The following is a 16,831-nucleotide window of genomic DNA, read 5'->3' as shown; positions in this document are numbered from 1 at the left end:
CATGACAGACCCCATCCTGCACCAAGACATCACCGGCATCATCTTGGCCGGAGGACGCGGCAGCCGCATGGGCGGCGTGGACAAGGGCTTGCAAAACTTCAACGGCATGCCCCTCGCGTTGCACACCCTGATGCGCCTCGCCCCCCAAGTGGCCGAGGTCATGGTCAACGCCAACCGCAATTTGTCGGCTTACGAGTCTTTGGGGGTGTCGGTCTGGCCCGATGCTTCGGCTGACTTTGCGGGCCCCTTGTCGGGCTTTCTGGTAGGCCTGGAGCATTGCGAAACGCCTTACCTGCTGACCGTGCCCTGCGACAGCCCGCGCTTTCCGCTCGATCTGGCCGAACGCTTGGGCGACGCATTGGCGGCGAACAACGCCGACATTGCCATGGCTGCCGCCCTCGAAACCAACGCACAAGGCGAGGTGCAGGTGCGCACGCAACCGGTGTTTTGCCTGCTGCGCCGCGAGCTGCTGGAGAGCCTGGTGCGCTTCACCCACAGCGGTGGGCGCAAGATCGACGCCTGGACCGCCCAGCACCACACGGTGGTGGTGCCCTTTGATGCACCCACCGATGATCACTTGGCCTTTTGCAACGTCAACACCTTGCAGGAGTTGCAAGCGCTGGAAAACGCCGCCCCATGAAAAGCCTCGCCGACATTGCTGCCGCCTTGCAGGGCTACGACCCGCAAGCCCTGACCGTGACCCAGGTGGGCGAGTTTTTGGCCCAGTTGGCGCAGCCGCTTTCTGCGAATGAAGCGCAAGACATTGCGCTGTTTGACGCGCTGGGCCGGGTGCTGGCCCAAGATGTGATCTCGCCCATCCATGTGCCGCCTCACAACAACTCGGCCATGGACGGTTTTGCCTTCGATGGCAGCCAACTCTCGCCCACCCAAGCGTTGCACCTGCGTGTGGTCGGCACCGCCCTGGCGGGCAAAGCCTGGCAAGGCCGCGTGCAAACGGGCGAGTGCTTGAAGATCATGACCGGGGCCATCTTGCCCGAGGGCTTGGACACGGTGGCGCCGCTTGAGCTTTGCCAAGTTGACACCGGGCCAGACGCCACCACCGTCACCGTGCCTGCGGGCGTGTTTCAGCGGGGCGACAACCGTCGCTTGCAAGGCGAAGACCTGAAACAAGGCCACGCGGCTTTGCCCGCAGGCGCCCATCTGACACCTGCGGCCCTGGGGCTGGTCGCGAGCTTGGGGCAGCCCACGGTGCGGGTACACCGCCGTTTGCGGGTGGCCTACTTCTCGACCGGCGATGAAATTTTGAGCTTGGGTGAAGCGCCTCGCGAAGGCGCGGTGTACGACAGCAACCGCTTCACAGTGTTTGGCCTGCTCACGCGCATGGGCTGCGAGGTGGTGGACCTGGGCGTGGTGCGAGACGACCCGGTGTTGCTGGAAGCCGCTTTCTCCCAAGCCACCGCACAGGCCGACGCCATCATCACCAGCGGCGGCGTGAGCGTGGGCGAAGCCGACTTCACCAAGGCCATGATGAAAAAACTCGGCGACGTGGCGTTTTGGAAAATCGCCATGCGCCCGGGCCGCCCCATGGCCGTGGGGCGCTTGGGGAACTCGGTGTTGTTTGGTCTGCCAGGCAACCCGGTGGCCGTGATGGTGACCTTCTTGGCCTTTGTGCGCCCGGCCCTGCTGCGCATGATGGGCAGCACCGCCCCCACGCCCCCGCTGCTGCGCGCCAAGAGCCTGGAGGCTTTGCGCAAAAAACCCGGCCGCACCGAGTACCAGCGCGGCACGGTGAGCACCGCTGCGGACGGCAGCTTGCAGGTGCGCACCACGGGCAACCAGGGCTCAGGCGTGCTGAGCTCGATGGTGCAAGGCAATGGCTTGATCGTGTTGCACCATGCGCAAGGCAACGTCGCCGTGGGCGACGAGGTGGATGTGATGGTGTTTGAAGGGGTGGTCTGACCGATGCCTCAAGGCATCATCTCAGGCGCAATCTCCATCGGGCCCGTGCCGCTGTAGCGCTCCAGGTAGATGTAGATCACCGGCGTGATGTAGAGCGTGAGGACCTGCGAGAACGCCAAGCCACCCACCACCACAATGCCCAAGGGCATGCGCAACTCGGCACCTGCACCTAGCCCCAGGGCGATGGGCAAAGCGCCCATCATGGCGGCCAGGGTGGTCATCAGAATCGGGCGGAACCGGGTCAAGCAAGCCGAGCGGATGGCGTCACGCGGCGTCATCTGGTGCTGACGCTGCGCCTCCAGCGCGAAGTCGATCATCAAAATCGCGTTCTTCTTCACGATACCGATCAACAGCAAGATGCCGATGGTGGCAATGATGGTCAGCTCCATGTTGAAGAGGCGCAAGAACACCAAGGCACCAATGGCCGCAGAAGGCAGGCCCGCCAAAATGGTCAGTGGGTGGATGTAGCTTTCGTACAAAACGCCCAACAGCACATAGATCACAAACACCGCGCTGACCAGCAAGATGATTTGACCGGACTGCCCGCTTTGGAACACCGCCGCATCGCCGCCATAGCTGGTGATGATGGTGGGAGGCAAGTTGATGGTTTTGACGAAGGCATCGATCTTTTTCGTGGCGTCGCCCAAAGGAACATCAGGTGCCAGGTTGAACGAGATAGTCACCGAAGGAATTTGACCTTGGTGGTTCACCGCCGTGGGCCCGATGAAGCGCTTGAAACTAGCCAAGCTTGACAGAGGCACCAAACGGTCGGTGGCGCGGCCGCGCAGGTAAATGTCGTTCAAGCCATTTTCAAATTGGCGGCTTTCCTCGACCGACTCCAGAATCACCTGGTAGGTGTTGACCGGGGTGTAGATGGTGGAGATTTGTTTCTCGCCGTAGGACGAGTACAAGGCGGTGCGGATGTCGGCCATCGTCACGCCGGCGCTGGCCGCTTTTTCACGGTCGATGTCGATCAGCACGTTCAAGCCCTTGAGCTGCGAGTCGCTGGTGACGTCGCGGAAGATGGGGTCGGCCCGCATCTCGCGTAGCATTTTCTCGGACCATTCGTTCACACCGTCAAAGCCTACGCTTTGCAAAATGAACTGGTAGCGGCTTTTGCTGACTTTGCCGCCCAACTGCAAGTTTTGAATCGGGCGCATGTACACGTTCATGCCAGGGATAGAGCGGAACTTGCCACGCAAGCCTTCCAGCACTTTTTGCATTGGGGCGCGTTCGCTCTTGGGCTTGAGGTTGATGAACATGCGGCCGTTGTTGGGCAAGTTGCCGGTGTTGGCGCCACCTCCGACAAACGACACCATGCTCAACACGTTGGGGTCGTTGCGCACCATGTCTGCAGCCTGGTCTTGCAACTTCAACATGGCCGAGAAAGAGATGTCTTCAGAAGCCTCGGTGGTGATCAGGATTTGGCCAATGTCTTCTTCCGGGAAGAAGCCCTTGGGCACCCAGATGTACATCGCAATGGTGACGGCGAACGTGCCAATGGCCACCGCCAACACCGAGCGCTGATGGGCCAAGCACCAGTCCAAACTGGACTCGTACCCCTTGAGCACCCAGTGGAACAACTGGTCGAACTTGACCGTGATCCAGTAGTCTTTGGGCTCTTCGCCGTGCTTGGGCAAGAAGCGGCTGCACAGCATGGGCACCAAGGTGAGAGACACCACGGCAGACACCAAGATCGAGAGCGACACCACCACCGCAAACTCGCGGAACAGCAAGCCAATGGGGCCCGGCATGAAGAAGATCGGGATGAACACAGCGACCAGCGAAATCGAGATCGAGATGATGGTGAAGCCCACCTCTTTGCTGCCCTTGAGTGCGGCTTTGAGTGGGTGCATGCCCTCTTCCACATAACGCACGATGTTCTCTAGCACCACGATGGAGTCGTCCACCACCAGACCCACGGCCAGCGTGATGCCCAGCAGCGACACGTTGTCTAGGCTATAGCCCAACCAGTACAAGATAAAGAAAGCACCGATCAGCGACACCGGCAAGCTCAGCGCGGGAATCACGGTGGCAGCGGCATGCTTCAAGAACAAGAAAATCACCAACACCACCAGAGCCACGGTCAAGGCCAGGGTGTAGTTGACGTCATGGATGGACTCACGAATGGACGACGACCGGTCGTTGAGCAAGTTGATCTGCATCGACCCGGGCATTTGTTTTTCAAAATTCGGGATCATGCGGCGAATGCCGTCAACCACTTTGACGGTGTTGGCGCTGGGTTGACGCAATACGGCAATGATGACCGAGCGCTCGCCCATGTAGGAGCCACTGGTTTTGACCTGCTCATAGCTTTCGCTGACCACGGCCACATCGGACAGGCGAATCGGCAAACCGTTGCGCTGCGCAATCATCAAATTGGCAAAGTCTTTGGCATGGACCAACTGAGGGTTGGCGTAAATCGTCAACGCTTGACGTGGCCCGTCCAACACCCCCACAGGCGCGTTGGAGTTGGACTTGTTGATGGCTTGCGCCACATCGTCCATGGTCAAGTTGTTCATGGCCAACTTGGCGGGGTTGGCACGCACGCGCACGGCGTAACGCTTTTGGCCATAGACCAACACCTGCGCCACCCCATCGATGGTGGACAGGTTGGGAGAAATCAGGTTCTCGGCGTAGTCGCTGACTTCAAACAAGTCCATCGACGGCGAGCTCAAGGACATCAGCAACACCGGTGCATCGGCGGGGTTGACCTTGCGGTAAGACGGCGGAATCGTCATCTCAATCGGCAAACGGCGCTGCGCGCGCAGCAAGGCAGCCTGCACGTCCACGGCGGCTTTGTCGATGTCGCGCTCGTTGTTGAACTCCAGGGTGATGACGGTGGAGCTCAAAAAGTTGGTCGAGCTGATGACCGAAATGCCGTCGATGGTGGAGAACTCTTTCTCCAAGGGCAGCGCCACCGAAGAGGCCATGTTTTCAGGACTGGCCCCCAGCAAGGTGGCCGAAACCTGAATCACCGGGCTGTTGAAACTGGGCAACGCGGCCACTGGAATTTTGGTGTACGCAATGACACCCGCCACCACTGTCGCAATCGACAGCAAGATCGTCATCACCGGACGACGAATACAGAGTTCTGAAATCGTCATTTTTGGGCTTCGGCTTTCACGTCGGTTTTGGCATCAGGCTTGGCGGGTGCTTTGTCGTCGGGTTTGCCTTCCGTTTTGGCCGCAGCGGCATCGCGCACTTTGCCCTTGGGACGCAAGTTTTGTTTGCCTTCCACCACCACTTTGTCGCCCACATTCAAGCCGGTGATCACTGCAAAACCTCGACCTTGCGTGAGCACCTTGATGGGTTTGAGTTCGACGGTGTTTTCTGCGTCCACCACAAACACTTGCTCACCACGGGTGTTGGCCACCACGGCTTGCGACGGCACCACCAACGCATCTTTGATGTTGCCCGCATTGAGTTGCACGCGCACAAACTGCCCAGGGATCAAGGAATGGTCGGTATTGACAACTTCAGCTTTGACCTTGACCGCGCCGATGGCCGCATCCACTTGGTTGTCAATCACATACACCTTGCCTTGGCGCTTTTGACCGCCCGTGGCTTGCAACGACACCATGGGCGTTTGACCCGCTTGTTGCAACGCAAACAAAGGCCCCAAGGCACTCTCGGGTACCGTGAACTGCACATTGATGGGATCGAGTTGGGTGATGGTCACCATCGCACCTTGGGTGGTGGTGGCCGTGGCTGTGGTGGTGGTCGACACCGTGTTGCCCGGCTGCACCAAGGCGCCGGGGAAGACGTTGATGATGCCCGCACGCCCAGTGATGGGTGAGCGGATGGTGTCGTAACTCAGCGCAGCTTCAGCGGCCTTGGCAGCCGCCAAGGTGGCCTGCGCGTTGGCACGTGCCGTATCGACCGAGCCCTGGGAAATAAAGTTTTGGCGCAGCAATTCGAGTGCCCGGTCGTACTGACGCTGGGCATCGTCTGCGGCCGCCTTGGCCTTTTCGTAGTTGGCACGGTCGGCACGGTCATCAAGCGTGAACAAGATGTCACCGGCCTTGACTCGTTGCCCGTCTTTGATGTGCACCTTGGCCACCACATTGGTCACTTGAGGACGCACATCCACGACGTTGGCAGCCACCGTGCTGCCTGTGGATTCAACCACCACGGGAAAGTCGCGTTGTTCCACCACAAAGGTGGTCACTGTCTGCACCTGGGCTTTGACTTCGGCTTTCTCAACTGGCCAGAAAATTTTGGCTGCCCCTCCCGCGAGGATCAACACAAGAACTAGCCAAAGCAGACTTTTTTTGATGGATGTTTTGGGGCTGTAGGGCATGGCAGACAGGTAGTTGGGGTGACGGTAAAAACAACAAATCGCAATGTAACAGTTAGCATGCAAAGAATATCTTGGGTTGGCCCCTACCCCTCAGTCTGAGCGGGAATATTTACCCAGACTTCACAATTTCTGTCACTTATTGGACAACACCATGTCCACACCCCGATTGGCCAGTCCGTCGGCGCGCTCGTTGTCGACATGGCCCGCGTGGCCCTTCACCCAATGCCAGGTGATGTGGTGGACACCGTCGTGTGTGAGTCCATCCAATTGCTGCCACAGGTCGGCGTTTTTCACCGGCTGCTTGGCGGCGGTACGCCAGCCACGGGCTTTCCAGCCATGGATCCACTCGGTGATGCCTTTGCGCACGTACTCACTGTCCAAGTACAAGGCCACTTGGCAGGGACGCTTGAGGGCACGCAAGGCTTCGATCACAGCGGTCAACTCCATGCGGTTGTTGGTGGTGTTGAGTTCGCCACCACATATTTCTTTTTCTTGGCCGGTGGGAGAGCGCAGCAAAGCCCCCCAACCACCCGGCCCCGGGTTACCTTTACAAGCGCCGTCGGTGTAAATCTCAATCTTGTTCATTCCATTCCTTTTGAAGCTGTCGTGATGGCACGGGCTTGGCGTGCCGATGGACGTGTCCAGGCCGGTTCCAGCAGGCGCATGCCACGCACGCGTTTGATGGCCACCATGCAGTAGACCGCGCCAAAAATGGGCCACCAACGGGGCCCGGCTTTGTCCATCCATGCCATGCGCTGCAGCCAGCGCTCGGAGCGCAAGGCGGGTCGGTAACAGCCCAAGCTGTTAGATGCCACCTCAAAGCTGAGCAGTTGCAACCAATCGCGCAAACGCCAATGTCCGATGGGTTGCCCCACGTCACCTGCGCCTTTGCGCCAACTTTGTGGCACACCCCACAGGCTGGTGGGATTGAAGCCCAGCACCACCACCCGCCCCTCGGGCACCAGCACACGTTCCACCTCGCGCAAGGTGGCGTGCGGGTCTGGGCTGAGCTCCAGGGTGTGAGGCAACACCACCAAATCCAGGCTGCCATCCGCAAAAGGCAGCGCGTGCGATTCAGTCAGCAGCAGACCATCGCCCTGGGTGTATGCCTCAGGCACGGTGTCACAACCTAACCAGCGGTAAGGGATGCGGTTGTTTTGCAAGGCATTCAACTCGGGCAAACCCAACTGCAAGGCATGAAAGCCAAACACATCGGCCACAGCCTGGTCACACTGCGCCTGCTCCCAGGTCAACGCGTATTGACCCGCTGGGGTGCGCAGCCAATCGTGCAAACTATCGGTTTTGAGAGGTTCTTGTGTCATGAAGCTGATTTCTCTGCCCGCTTTCGCCGACAACTACCTGTGGTTGTGGCAACAAGATTCACAGGCCGTGGTGGTCGACCCGGGTGACGCGCAACCCGTTTTGGAGGCACTGGCACGCGATGGACTGACATTGGCGACGATTCTAGTCACCCATCACCATGCAGACCATGTGGGTGGTGTAGATGTTTTGCGCCGTGCCACGGGTGCGCGGGTGTTTGGCCCCGCGCGTGAAGACATTCCCGGGCCGTTCACGGCAGTGATGGAGGGTGACCAATTCACGCTGCTGGGACAACAGGTGCGCGTGCTAGACGTTCCAGGCCACACGGCAGGCCATGTGGCTTACTTCGTTGCGGATACACCCGAGAGTCCAGTTTTGTTTTGTGGCGACACCTTGTTTTCAGGCGGTTGTGGTCGGGTGTTTGAAGGTACGCCCGCGCAAATGCTGGCATCGCTGGATGCGCTCGCAGCTTTACCCAACAACACCCGTGTGTGTTGCGCCCACGAGTACACTCTGTCCAACCTGCGATTCGCAGCCGTGGTCGAACCTCGCAACAGCGCGTTGCAAACCTACACGGCGCATTGCCAAGCACTTCGTGCGCAGGGGCTGCCAACCCTGCCTGCGCTGCTTGGCACCGAGTTACAGATCAACCCGTTTTTACGGACCAGACATCCTGATGTACGACAAGCGGTCGCACATCATGCAGGGTTCGCACAAGCCACACCCACAGACGATGTGACCGTGTTTGCAACCCTGCGCCAATGGAAGAACGACTTCAAATGAAATTTGCATTTTCTGTTGTGAGCCTGGTGCTGGCCCTGCTCAGTGGCTGCGCCAATTTGCCCAACGACACCGCAGACAAAGCCGCTGACCCGATCGCAGAGGTGGCCAAAAAATCTGGTCTTAGCCCCGTGGGCAAAGGCTCTGTGCCACGCCAAGGCGTTGCCCATTTGGCCCTGCCCAACGATTTGTGGGAGCGCATTCGCAAGGGCTACAGCATGCCCGACCTGGACACCGAGCTGGTGCAAGACCGCACCCAGTGGTATGCCAACAAGCCTGACTACATCCAGCGCATGACCGAGCGCTCCAGCAAGTATTTGTTCCACATCGTTGAGGAGTTGGAGCGGCGTCAGATGCCCACCGAGCTGGCCCTGTTGCCATTCATCGAAAGCGCCTTCAATCCGCAGGCTGTCTCGAGTGCGCGGGCCAGCGGCATGTGGCAGTTCATGCCAGCCACCGGCAAAAGTTTTGACCTCAAGCAAAACGCCTTTCGCGACGACCGCCGCGATGTGCAAGCCTCCACCCGCGCCGCGCTGGACTACCTGCAACGTTTGTATGGCATGTTTGGCGATTGGCATTTGGCCTTGGCCGCGTACAACTGGGGCGAAGGCAATGTGGGCAAAGCGATTGCGCGCAACCAACGCGCAGGCCTGCCCACGGGCTATGCCGACTTGAACATGCCGATGGAAACACGCATGTATGTGCCCAAGTTGCAAGCCATGAAAAACATCGTGGGGAGCCCCACCGTATTCAACGTGGTGCTGCCCAACATTCCCAACCACCCTTATTTTCAAAGCGTGCCACTGCCACGCGACATGGATGTGAGCGTGGCAGCCAAGTTGGCCGAAATTTCTGTGGAAGACTTCAAGGCACTCAACCCCTCGGCGCACCGTCCTGTGTTGCTGGCAGCGGGCATTCCGTCGATCTTGCTGCCATGGGACAACGCAGAAGTGTTTCAGCGCAATTACGAATCTTCGGCCATGGGGCGCATGGCCACCTGGACGGCCTGGATCGCCCCCAGCACCATGAAAGTCGCAGATGCGGCGAAACGTGTGGGTATGAGTGAAGGTGACTTTCGGGCCCTCAACAACATCCCCCCACACATGATGATCAAGGCGGGCTCGGCGCTGTTGGTGCCACGCTCAGCGCAAATGGGCGAAGACGTGACTGCGGGTGTGGCAGACAACGGCCGCTTGGACCTGTCGCCCGAGCAAATGCTCAAGCGCATCACCGTGAAAGCAAGCAAACAAGACACCGTGGCTAGCTTGGCCAAGCGCCACAACGTCAAACCCGAGCAAGTGGCCGAATGGAACAAAGTGTCTGCCAGCGCCAGCTTCAAAGCAGGCCAGCAAGTGGTGCTGTTTGTGCCCCCGAAAGCGGGCGGCACCAAAGTGGCGGCCAAGTCCTACGACAAAGTCACGGTGGCGAACAAGAAGAAACCATCGAACGACACCCGCTTGGCCAAAAAATAAACCCGCCGTGCATGGGCGGGTTCGCGGTTGAGCTCAAGCGCTGCGCCGGTCCACCAAGGCATGGGCGATGGTGCCCAAGTCCACATATTCCAACTCACTGCCCACCGGCACACCACGTGCCAAGCGGGTCACCTGCACGCTTCGGCGCTTCAAGGCTTCGCCCAGCACGTGGGCTGTCGCCTCGCCTTCAGCCGTGAAGTTGGTGGCCAAAATCACCTCCGTCACCACACCATCACTGGCGCGCTCCATGAGTTTTTGCAAGCCAATGTCTTTGGGCCCAATGCCGTCGAGTGGGCTGATGCGCCCCATCAACACAAAGTACAAGCCCTTGTAAGCGGCCGTACGCTCCACCGCCGATTGGTCCGCCGGGGTTTCGACCACACACAAACGCGTGGTGTCACGCGACTCGTCCAAACAGGTCTCACACACCGGCTGGGTGGTGAAGGTGTAACAACGCTCGCAATGCTGAACCGCAGCCGCGGCTTGGTGCAGCGCTTGTGACAGCAGTTCGGCCCCTTCGCGGTCGTGCTGCAACAAGTGATAGGCCATGCGCGAGGCCGATTTGACGCCCACACCCGGCAAGCGTCGCAAGGCCTGTATCAGGCCCTCCAGCACAGACAGGTCGGCCATTAAAACGGCATCTTCAAACCGGGCGGCAAACCAGCGGTGAGTTTGCTCATCTTGGCATCACTGGTTTCAGCTGCCTTGCGCACGGCATCGTTGAAAGCCGCAGCCACCAAGTCTTCCAGCATGTCTTTGTCGTCAGCCAGCAAGCTGGGGTCAATCGTCACGCGTTTGATGTCGTGCTTGCAAGTCATCAGCACTTTGACCAAACCCGAGCCCGATTCACCGGTGACCTCAATGTGGGCTAATTCTTCTTGGGCCTTTTTGAGGTTGTCTTGCATGGCTTGGGCTTGCTTCATCAAACCAGAGAGTTGTCCTTTGTTGAACATGTTTTTCCTTCAAATAAAACAGAAATACTCACGCAGGTTGAATGCTGCCCGGAACGATTCGCGCGCCGTAGTCTCGCATCAAGCCTTGCACATAGGGGTCGTTGAGGATGGTGGCTTCAGCCGCCAACTGACGCTCAGCGGCAGCGGCTGCATTGCGTTTGGCCGGGCTGTCTTGCACACGGCCCACCTCTACCGTCAAGCGCACGGCATGACCGGCGGCGGCCAGCGCCTGCTGCAAACGTTCACGGCTGGTGGTGCTGTTGAGCGATTCGCGCTCCACGCGCAGCATCCAGGTATCGGTGTCGCGTGCCACCAATTGAGACTGCAAGGCCAGCTCACGCACCAAGGCGTTGATGGTCTCGGCGGCTGCCATTTGCGTCACCAAGGCATGCCAAAACTCGCCCTCGGGCGTGGGAATGACCTGAACTGCCTCCGTCTGTGGCGAGGCAGATCGGTCTAGGCCGAGGCTGGGTTCGGGTTGCTGACGCACGGGCACAGCCACCAAGCCCGTGTCGTGTGACTGGGTCATGGCAGGTGGCACGGCCGCAGAGGATGCAGGCACGTGGGCGGTGCGCTGCGGCAGCTCGCGCACGGGCAGTTGTTGGCCTGAAGGCTGGGTCGCCCCCGACCCGACAGATTCAGTCGGTTTAGCCAAGGTAACGAGGGCTGGCACAGGGACAGCAACAGGCGCCACGGCAACCGCAGCGACTCTTGCAGGCGGGGGTGTCAGTGCGACACGGGGCTCAATTGGAGTTTTTTTTTCAGCCAATGCGCTTGCGTGTGTGTCGGGAGCAGGCTTGAACGCCAGCAGCCGCAGCAACACCATGGTCATGGCGGCGTATTCGTCAGGGGCCAAGCCCAACTCTTGGCGACCATGCAGGCACAGGCTGTACAGCAGCTGGGTTTCGTCGGCAGGCATCAGCTGGGCCAGACGGGCTAAGTCTTGCGCCTCTGGATCTGGATCTGATTCGGCCATGCTGGGCACCGCTTGCAACACGGCCATGCGTTGCAACACTTGGGTCATGTCTTCCAGCGTGGCCGCAGCACTCAAGCCATGGACACGCAAAGCCTCCGAAGTCTCGACCACCGATTGGCCGTCGCCCAAGGCCAAGGCCTCGACCAAACGAAACACATGGGTACGGTCGGCACTGCCCAACATCTGGCGCACCGCCGCCTCTTGCAATTGGCCACCGCCATAGGCAATGGCCTGGTCGGTCAAGCTCAGTGCATCGCGCATCGAGCCGCGTGCGGCGCGCGCCAGCAAACGCAAGGCTTGGGGTTCTGAGGCAATGTGTTCTTGCGCTAGCACATGGCCCAAATGCTCCAGCACCGTCTCGGGTGCCATCGGCCGCAGGTTGAACTGCAAACAACGCGACAACACCGTGACTGGCACTTTTTGCGGATCGGTTGTGGCCAGCACAAACTTCAAATACTCGGGCGGCTCTTCGAGCGTTTTCAACATCGCGTTGAACGCGGTGTTGGTGAGCATGTGCACCTCGTCGATCATGAAGACCTTGAAGCGCCCTTGCACGGGCTTGTACACCGCCTGTTCGAGCAGTGACTGGACCTCGTCCACACCGCGGTTCGAGGCTGCATCCAGCTCGGTGTAGTCCACAAAGCGGCCCGCATCGATGTCGATACAGGCTTGGCACACGCCACACGGCTCAGCCGTGATGCCACCTGTGCCGTCCGCCCCTTGGCAATTGAGCGACTTGGCCAAAACCCGCGACACCGTGGTCTTGCCCACACCGCGCGTGCCTGTGAAGAGGTAAGCATGGTGCAGACGCTGAGTGGTCAGGGCATTGGTCAATGCTTGCACCACGTGCTCTTGCCCCACCATCTCGGTGAAGGTTCTGGGACGGTACTTGCGGGCGAGCACGAGATAAGACATAAGCGGGCGATTCTAAAGGGTCGCTCTGGTGGCTTATGACTACAATTGCGTCTGACGGGCCTTCCCACATGGGGAAGCGGCCAACCGGGTCAGGTGGGGAACCAAGCAGCCCTAACCGTGGAGCCAGTGCTGGGGTCAAGGTCCGTCACCCTCCCCTTTTTTTGATAGCGCCCCTTTGCGGGATTGTTGCGTTCAACCCTGAACGCAACAGGCGGCTTGCACGCCATATTTATGTTCGAGATCGCACATAAATATCTTCATACATCGTTGATTTATATGCAAGCCAAGCGCGTATATAACGTCAGTGAACCTACAAATGTCCCAGCATACGAGTCAACTACCTGGATGAACTACTATGAAAAAAACATCTAATTTCAATAAATTCCGTGTCTCACCCATTGCGACTTTCCATCATCTCAGGTACAGCGATCAGTTATTACTTGCTGTACCAACTGAACATTTTTTTGTTCGGTTCGCTGAACTTTTCTCATCGCGTTGATTGGGTATTTTTGCCTAGCGGATTGCGCTTGGCATTCGTTTTGTTATTTTTAGGCGATGGCGCCATCGGCATCGCCTTAGCGTCTACCTTGATCACGTATTTGATGTACTTCGACGGAAGTTATGTGTCGATGGTGTTATCGGGATCGCTGGCTGGGTTGGCGCCCTATATCGCAAGGCTGGTGGCTATCCACTGGTTCAACCTGGAAGAGAACCTGGTCAATATTAAAAATATTGGGCTCTTCAAAATTTCAGTTTTATTCGCCATCATCAGTGCTGTCATCCACCAGCTTTGGTATTTTTGGATCGGCAAAACCAGCGACTTCATTGACAGTGCCTTGGTGATGATGGTGGGCGATTGGCTAGGCACCGTGCTGGTTTTGACGGCACTGCAAATTTGCATTGTGGTGACTCGAAAACTCAAGCAACGCTAACCCACGCATCTGCCGTGCCAAGTTGTCAGTTGATATGAAACTCGCAGAGCGACGGCTCAACGGTAAAACGCTTCGACACGGCCTTTGAGTTTGATCAGGAGTGGCTTGCCCTTGCGGTCCAGTGTCTTGCCCGCAGGCACTTTGATCCAGCCTTCGCTGATGCAGTACTCCTCTACATCGGAACGGTCTTTGTCATTGAATCGAATGCCAATGTCATGCTCAAACACAGTCGCAACGTGATGCGGGCTGCGCGGGTCAATCGACAAATGGTCTGGCAATGCGGGTGGGGTGGCTTGCGTCATGCTGGGGTACTTTCAAACGGGTGACATCAAACAACGATGTCCAAAAAACATGGCCTTGATTTTGGCATGCCAGTTCACACACGCCGCCTACACTTGCCGCTTTGCCCTCGCGACACCAACCTATGAACGCCCTGCCCGCTTGCCCCCAATGCTTGCTTGAAAACACCTATCCCGATGCAGACAACTATGTCTGTGCCGACTGCGGCCACGAGTGGCCGATGCTGGCGGCAACAGCCCATCAGGTCGATGAAGACGATGCCGTGGTCAAAGACGCCAACGGCAATGTATTGAACGACGGCGATGCGGTAGTGCTGATCAAAGACCTCAAAGTCAAAGGCTCCTCCACCACCTTGAAGATGGGCACCAAAGTCAAAAGCATTCGCCTGGTCGGCGGTGACCACGAGGTGGACTGCAAGATGGACGCAGGCAACTTCATGCTCAAGGCCTGCTTTTTGCGCAAGGCCTAAATCGTCACCCCACCGTCCACCACCAAACTCTGACCGGTCACATACGAGCCAGCTCGCGAGGCCAAAAACACAGCGGCACCGGCAATCTCATCGGGCTCTCCAATGCGGCGCAGCGGTGTGGTGGCCATGCGCTCTGTCAGCGCCGCAGGGTCTTCCCACAAAGCACGGGCAAAGTCGGTTTTGATCAAGCCAGGTGCAATGCAATTGACCCGTACGTTGTGCGGCCCATACTCCACAGCCAAGTTGCGTGCCAACTGCATGTCGGCCGCCTTGCTGATGCAATAGGCCCCAATCACGGGCGAGCCACGCAAGCCGCCAATCGACGAGACGATGATGATGGAGCCCGAACGTTGCGCCACCATCTGCGGTGCCACCAGGGCAATCAACCAGTGGTTGGAGACGATGTTGTTGTCCAAAATCTTGCGGAACTGTTCATCGGCAATGCCCGCTTGCGGCCCGTAATAGGGATTGCTGGCGGCATTGCACACCAACACATCAATGCGTCCGAACTGTCGGTTGGTTTCTGACACCAAGTGACTTAAATCATCTTTGGACGAGATGTTGGCGGGCACCGCCGTGGCACGACCGGCCCCATATCGCGCGTTGATGGCATCGGCCACCTCGGCACACGCAGCAGCTTTGCGCGACGAAATCACCACCCGCGCACCATGCTGCGCCAAACGCTCGGCGATGGCGCGCCCAATGCCGCGTGACGACCCGGTGATGATGGCCACTTGACCTTCAAGATTGAACAAATTCACACCCACTCCCTTTATTCAGCCTTCACACCGGCGGCGGCAATCACCTTGGCCCATTTGGCAATTTCATCGTCTAAAAATTTGGCTGCCTGTTCGGGCGTGGTGCCACCTGGCTCAATGCCCAAGCTCTCAAAACGGGCCTTCATCTCGGGGGTGTTGATGGCCTTGGCAGTCTCTGCCGACATGCGGTTCACGATCTCGCGTGGCGTTGCTGCCGGGGCGAGAAACAGCACCCACGTGGAGCCTTCTATCGCGGGGCCACCAGCCTCGGCAATGGTGGGCACCTCGGTCACACCAGGCACGCGTTTGTTCGAGAACACGGCCAGCGCCTTGATCTTGCCGCTGCGCACATGGGGCATCAACGCGCTCGGTGTGTCGGTCAAGATCTGCAAGCTGCCACCCATCAAGTCATTCAACGCAGGCGCTGTACCTTTGTAGGGCACGTGCACCATGTCCGCACCCGAGACTTGCTTGAACAACTCTTGTGTCAAATGCGCCGCTGCTCCAACACCCGAAGAGCCAAATGACACCTTGCCCGGATTGGCCTTGGTGTACGCGATCAGTTCTTTCACATCCTTGACCGGCAAATTGTTGTTCACCGTCATCAACAAAGGTGCCACCCCCACCAAGGACACTGGGGCAAAACTCTTCACCACGTCATAGGGCAAACGCCCAGCGTACAGCGTGGCGTTGGCGGCATGCGCCCCAATCACGGTGAGAAAGGTGTAGCCATCGGGCGCCGCGCGAGCAGCCAGTTCGGCGCCCAGGATCGAATTGGCACCGGGTTTGTTTTCCACCACGATGTTCCAACCTGTCTGCTCTTGCACTTTTTGCACCACCATGCGCGTGGCGCTGTCGGTGATGCCCCCAGGCGGGTAAGGAATGATCCATTTGATGGGTTTGCCAGGCCAGGCTTGGGCCCCCGCGAGCAGCGGAAAAACCATCACCAGCAACCAAGCTGCACGTCTGAAAAAACCGAATGCATGCATACGCTGTCTCCTGTTGTGATTCAGACCTGCGTGCACAACGGCTCTGAGGTCTAGGGCCCATTATGCGAACAGCACACCCCGCCACGGCGTCTGATTGGCGACAGGTTTTACCAGCCTGTTGGGAAATACTTGGTCATGAAAATTTACTTCTCCCCCACCTCCCCCTACGTGCGCAAATGCATGGTGACAGCCCACGAATTGGGCCTTGCCGACCTGATTGAACTGCTGCCCGCCAGTGCCCATCCGGTCACGCGCGATGCCAGCATCGTGGCCAACAATCCGCTGGGTAAAGTGCCCACCTTCATCACCGACGATGGCCAGGTGCTCTACGACAGTCGGGTCATTTGTGAATACCTCAATGCCCTGGGTCATGGGCGCTTATTGCCTGCCGAGGGGTCGGCGCGTTGGGAGGCGTTGACACTGCAATCGCTGGGCGATGGCATCTTGGACGCGGCCTTGCTGGCGCGCTACGAAAACCATGTGCGCCCCGAAGCCCTGCGCTGGCCAGCGTGGGTGCAAGGCAAGATCGACGCCATCCACACCTCGCTGGCCCATCTCAACCAACACCCTGAACTGTTCGCCAAAGACTTCCACCTCGGCCTGCTCACCATCGGCTGTGCGCTGTGGTACCTGGACCTGCGCTACCCTGAGCTCGCTTGGCGTGACAACTACCCCGTGCTGGCCCAAGCCTCTGCGGCCACCTTGGCACGATCATCCATGGCGCAAAGCTGGTCGCTGTAACGC

At 58.7% G+C, this 16,831-nt stretch carries 17 protein-coding genes and 1 other RNA gene; 8 read left to right on the top strand and 10 right to left on the bottom strand.

The features are described from left to right. Position 1: 1 nt before the first annotated feature. Both mobA and glp read left to right on the top strand, forming a co-directional pair. Complete coding sequence (mobA, locus tag B9Z39_RS02100; protein WP_108300534.1) at positions 2–640, top strand: molybdenum cofactor guanylyltransferase MobA; 639 nt, start codon at positions 2–4, stop codon at positions 638–640. Continuing rightward, positions 637–1,920 carry a gephyrin-like molybdotransferase Glp gene (glp, locus tag B9Z39_RS02095; RefSeq protein WP_108300533.1) on the top strand — a complete coding sequence of 428 codons (1,284 nt, stop codon included), beginning with the start codon at positions 637–639 and terminating at the stop codon, positions 1,918–1,920. The genes mobA and glp overlap by 4 nt, the downstream gene beginning before the upstream one ends. An 8-nt stretch (positions 1,921–1,928) precedes the next feature. Here glp and B9Z39_RS02090 read toward each other — a convergent pair whose 3' ends face one another. The 4 genes from B9Z39_RS02090 to B9Z39_RS02075 form a co-directional block, all read right to left on the bottom strand. Beyond that, positions 1,929–5,027 carry an efflux RND transporter permease subunit gene (locus B9Z39_RS02090; RefSeq protein WP_108300532.1) on the bottom strand — a complete coding sequence of 1,033 codons (3,099 nt, stop codon included), beginning with the start codon at positions 5,025–5,027 and terminating at the stop codon, positions 1,929–1,931. After that, on the bottom strand, positions 5,024–6,223 hold the full coding sequence (locus tag B9Z39_RS02085) for an efflux RND transporter periplasmic adaptor subunit (RefSeq protein WP_108300531.1): 1,200 nt from the start codon (positions 6,221–6,223) through the stop codon (positions 5,024–5,026). The genes B9Z39_RS02090 and B9Z39_RS02085 overlap by 4 nt, the downstream gene beginning before the upstream one ends. A 132-nt stretch (positions 6,224–6,355) precedes the next feature. After that, complete coding sequence (rnhA, locus tag B9Z39_RS02080; RefSeq protein WP_100145950.1) at positions 6,356–6,808, bottom strand: ribonuclease HI; 453 nt, start codon at positions 6,806–6,808, stop codon at positions 6,356–6,358. Further along, positions 6,805–7,545: a class I SAM-dependent methyltransferase gene (locus tag B9Z39_RS02075; RefSeq protein ID WP_233248896.1), complete on the bottom strand. Its 741-nt coding sequence runs from the start codon at positions 7,543–7,545 to the stop codon at positions 6,805–6,807. Before B9Z39_RS02075 ends, rnhA begins: the two co-directional genes overlap by 4 nt. Here B9Z39_RS02075 and gloB point away from each other — a divergent pair. Beyond that, positions 7,544–8,326, top strand: a complete 783-nt coding sequence (gloB, locus tag B9Z39_RS02070) for a hydroxyacylglutathione hydrolase (RefSeq protein ID WP_108300530.1) — start codon at positions 7,544–7,546, stop codon at positions 8,324–8,326. The genes B9Z39_RS02075 and gloB overlap by 2 nt on opposite strands. Continuing rightward, complete coding sequence (locus tag B9Z39_RS02065) at positions 8,323–9,795, top strand: transglycosylase SLT domain-containing protein (RefSeq protein ID WP_100145954.1); 1,473 nt, start codon at positions 8,323–8,325, stop codon at positions 9,793–9,795. The genes gloB and B9Z39_RS02065 overlap by 4 nt, the downstream gene beginning before the upstream one ends. 33 nt (positions 9,796–9,828) lie before the next feature. On the opposite strand, the gene recR is transcribed toward B9Z39_RS02065, so the two are convergent. The 3 genes from recR to dnaX are packed head-to-tail and all read right to left on the bottom strand — an operon-like array spanning position 9,829 to position 12,639. After that, on the bottom strand, positions 9,829–10,425 hold the full coding sequence (gene recR, locus B9Z39_RS02060) for a recombination mediator RecR (RefSeq protein ID WP_100145956.1): 597 nt from the start codon (positions 10,423–10,425) through the stop codon (positions 9,829–9,831). Then, the gene (locus B9Z39_RS02055) at positions 10,425–10,748 is read right to left on the bottom strand and encodes a YbaB/EbfC family nucleoid-associated protein (protein ID WP_100145958.1); all 324 of its coding nucleotides are present in this window, start codon (positions 10,746–10,748) and stop codon (positions 10,425–10,427) included. The genes recR and B9Z39_RS02055 overlap by 1 nt, the downstream gene beginning before the upstream one ends. 28 nt (positions 10,749–10,776) lie before the next feature. Then, positions 10,777–12,639 carry a DNA polymerase III subunit gamma/tau gene (gene dnaX / locus B9Z39_RS02050; RefSeq protein WP_100145960.1) on the bottom strand — a complete coding sequence of 621 codons (1,863 nt, stop codon included), beginning with the start codon at positions 12,637–12,639 and terminating at the stop codon, positions 10,777–10,779. A gap of 53 nt (positions 12,640–12,692) precedes the next feature. On the opposite strand from dnaX, the gene ffs reads away from it, so the two are divergent. Further along, an RNA gene (ffs, locus tag B9Z39_RS02045) (signal recognition particle sRNA small type) lies at positions 12,693–12,789 on the top strand. Positions 12,790–13,166: 377 nt separating this feature from the next. After that, positions 13,167–13,571: a hypothetical protein gene (locus B9Z39_RS02040; protein ID WP_146183257.1), complete on the top strand. Its 405-nt coding sequence runs from the start codon at positions 13,167–13,169 to the stop codon at positions 13,569–13,571. 56 nt (positions 13,572–13,627) lie between these two features. Here the strand turns inward: B9Z39_RS02040 and B9Z39_RS02035 are convergent, their stop codons facing one another. Next, positions 13,628–13,873: a DUF3297 family protein gene (locus B9Z39_RS02035; protein ID WP_108300528.1), complete on the bottom strand. Its 246-nt coding sequence runs from the start codon at positions 13,871–13,873 to the stop codon at positions 13,628–13,630. Between the two features lie 122 nt (positions 13,874–13,995). Here B9Z39_RS02035 and B9Z39_RS02030 point away from each other — a divergent pair, with 122 nt between their 5' ends. Further along, complete coding sequence (locus tag B9Z39_RS02030; RefSeq protein WP_100145966.1) at positions 13,996–14,340, top strand: zinc ribbon domain-containing protein YjdM; 345 nt, start codon at positions 13,996–13,998, stop codon at positions 14,338–14,340. On the opposite strand, the gene B9Z39_RS02025 is transcribed toward B9Z39_RS02030, so the two are convergent. Further along, complete coding sequence (locus B9Z39_RS02025) at positions 14,337–15,101, bottom strand: SDR family oxidoreductase (protein ID WP_108300627.1); 765 nt, start codon at positions 15,099–15,101, stop codon at positions 14,337–14,339. The genes B9Z39_RS02030 and B9Z39_RS02025 overlap by 4 nt on opposite strands. Positions 15,102–15,112: 11 nt before the next feature. Then, positions 15,113–16,087 carry a tripartite tricarboxylate transporter substrate binding protein gene (locus tag B9Z39_RS02020; RefSeq protein ID WP_233202541.1) on the bottom strand — a complete coding sequence of 325 codons (975 nt, stop codon included), beginning with the start codon at positions 16,085–16,087 and terminating at the stop codon, positions 15,113–15,115. Between the two features lie 135 nt (positions 16,088–16,222). Here B9Z39_RS02020 and B9Z39_RS02015 point away from each other — a divergent pair, with 135 nt between their 5' ends. Beyond that, positions 16,223–16,828: a glutathione S-transferase gene (locus B9Z39_RS02015; RefSeq protein WP_108300527.1), complete on the top strand. Its 606-nt coding sequence runs from the start codon at positions 16,223–16,225 to the stop codon at positions 16,826–16,828. The last annotated feature ends 3 nt before the right edge of the window (positions 16,829–16,831 follow it).

This window comes from Limnohabitans sp. JirII-29, assembly GCF_003063395.1.
GTDB lineage: Bacteria > Pseudomonadota > Gammaproteobacteria > Burkholderiales > Burkholderiaceae_C > Limnohabitans.
Note: the sequence above shows the minus strand (reverse complement) of the source record. Positions and strands in the feature narration are given on the sequence as shown.

Bases quoted from the DNA above. Each gene is read 5' to 3' on its own strand.
- B9Z39_RS02015 (WP_108300527.1), top strand. From the start codon at position 16,223: ATGAAAATTTACTTCTCCCCCACCTCCCCCTACGTGCGCAAATGCATG.
- B9Z39_RS02090 (WP_108300532.1), bottom strand. From the start codon at position 5,027: ATGACGATTTCAGAACTCTGTATTCGTCGTCCGGTGATGACGATCTTG.
- B9Z39_RS02030 (WP_100145966.1), top strand. From the start codon at position 13,996: ATGAACGCCCTGCCCGCTTGCCCCCAATGCTTGCTTGAAAACACCTAT.
- B9Z39_RS02020 (WP_233202541.1), bottom strand. From the start codon at position 16,087: ATGCATGCATTCGGTTTTTTCAGACGTGCAGCTTGGTTGCTGGTGATG.
- gloB (WP_108300530.1), top strand. From the start codon at position 7,544: ATGAAGCTGATTTCTCTGCCCGCTTTCGCCGACAACTACCTGTGGTTG.
- dnaX (WP_100145960.1), bottom strand. From the start codon at position 12,639: ATGTCTTATCTCGTGCTCGCCCGCAAGTACCGTCCCAGAACCTTCACC.
- B9Z39_RS02055 (WP_100145958.1), bottom strand. From the start codon at position 10,748: ATGTTCAACAAAGGACAACTCTCTGGTTTGATGAAGCAAGCCCAAGCC.
- B9Z39_RS02085 (WP_108300531.1), bottom strand. From the start codon at position 6,223: ATGCCCTACAGCCCCAAAACATCCATCAAAAAAAGTCTGCTTTGGCTA.
- B9Z39_RS02075 (WP_233248896.1), bottom strand. From the start codon at position 7,545: ATGACACAAGAACCTCTCAAAACCGATAGTTTGCACGATTGGCTGCGC.
- B9Z39_RS02035 (WP_108300528.1), bottom strand. From the start codon at position 13,873: ATGACGCAAGCCACCCCACCCGCATTGCCAGACCATTTGTCGATTGAC.
- glp (WP_108300533.1), top strand. From the start codon at position 637: ATGAAAAGCCTCGCCGACATTGCTGCCGCCTTGCAGGGCTACGACCCG.
- recR (WP_100145956.1), bottom strand. From the start codon at position 10,425: ATGGCCGACCTGTCTGTGCTGGAGGGCCTGATACAGGCCTTGCGACGC.
- B9Z39_RS02065 (WP_100145954.1), top strand. From the start codon at position 8,323: ATGAAATTTGCATTTTCTGTTGTGAGCCTGGTGCTGGCCCTGCTCAGT.
- rnhA (WP_100145950.1), bottom strand. From the start codon at position 6,808: ATGAACAAGATTGAGATTTACACCGACGGCGCTTGTAAAGGTAACCCG.
- mobA (WP_108300534.1), top strand. From the start codon at position 2: ATGACAGACCCCATCCTGCACCAAGACATCACCGGCATCATCTTGGCC.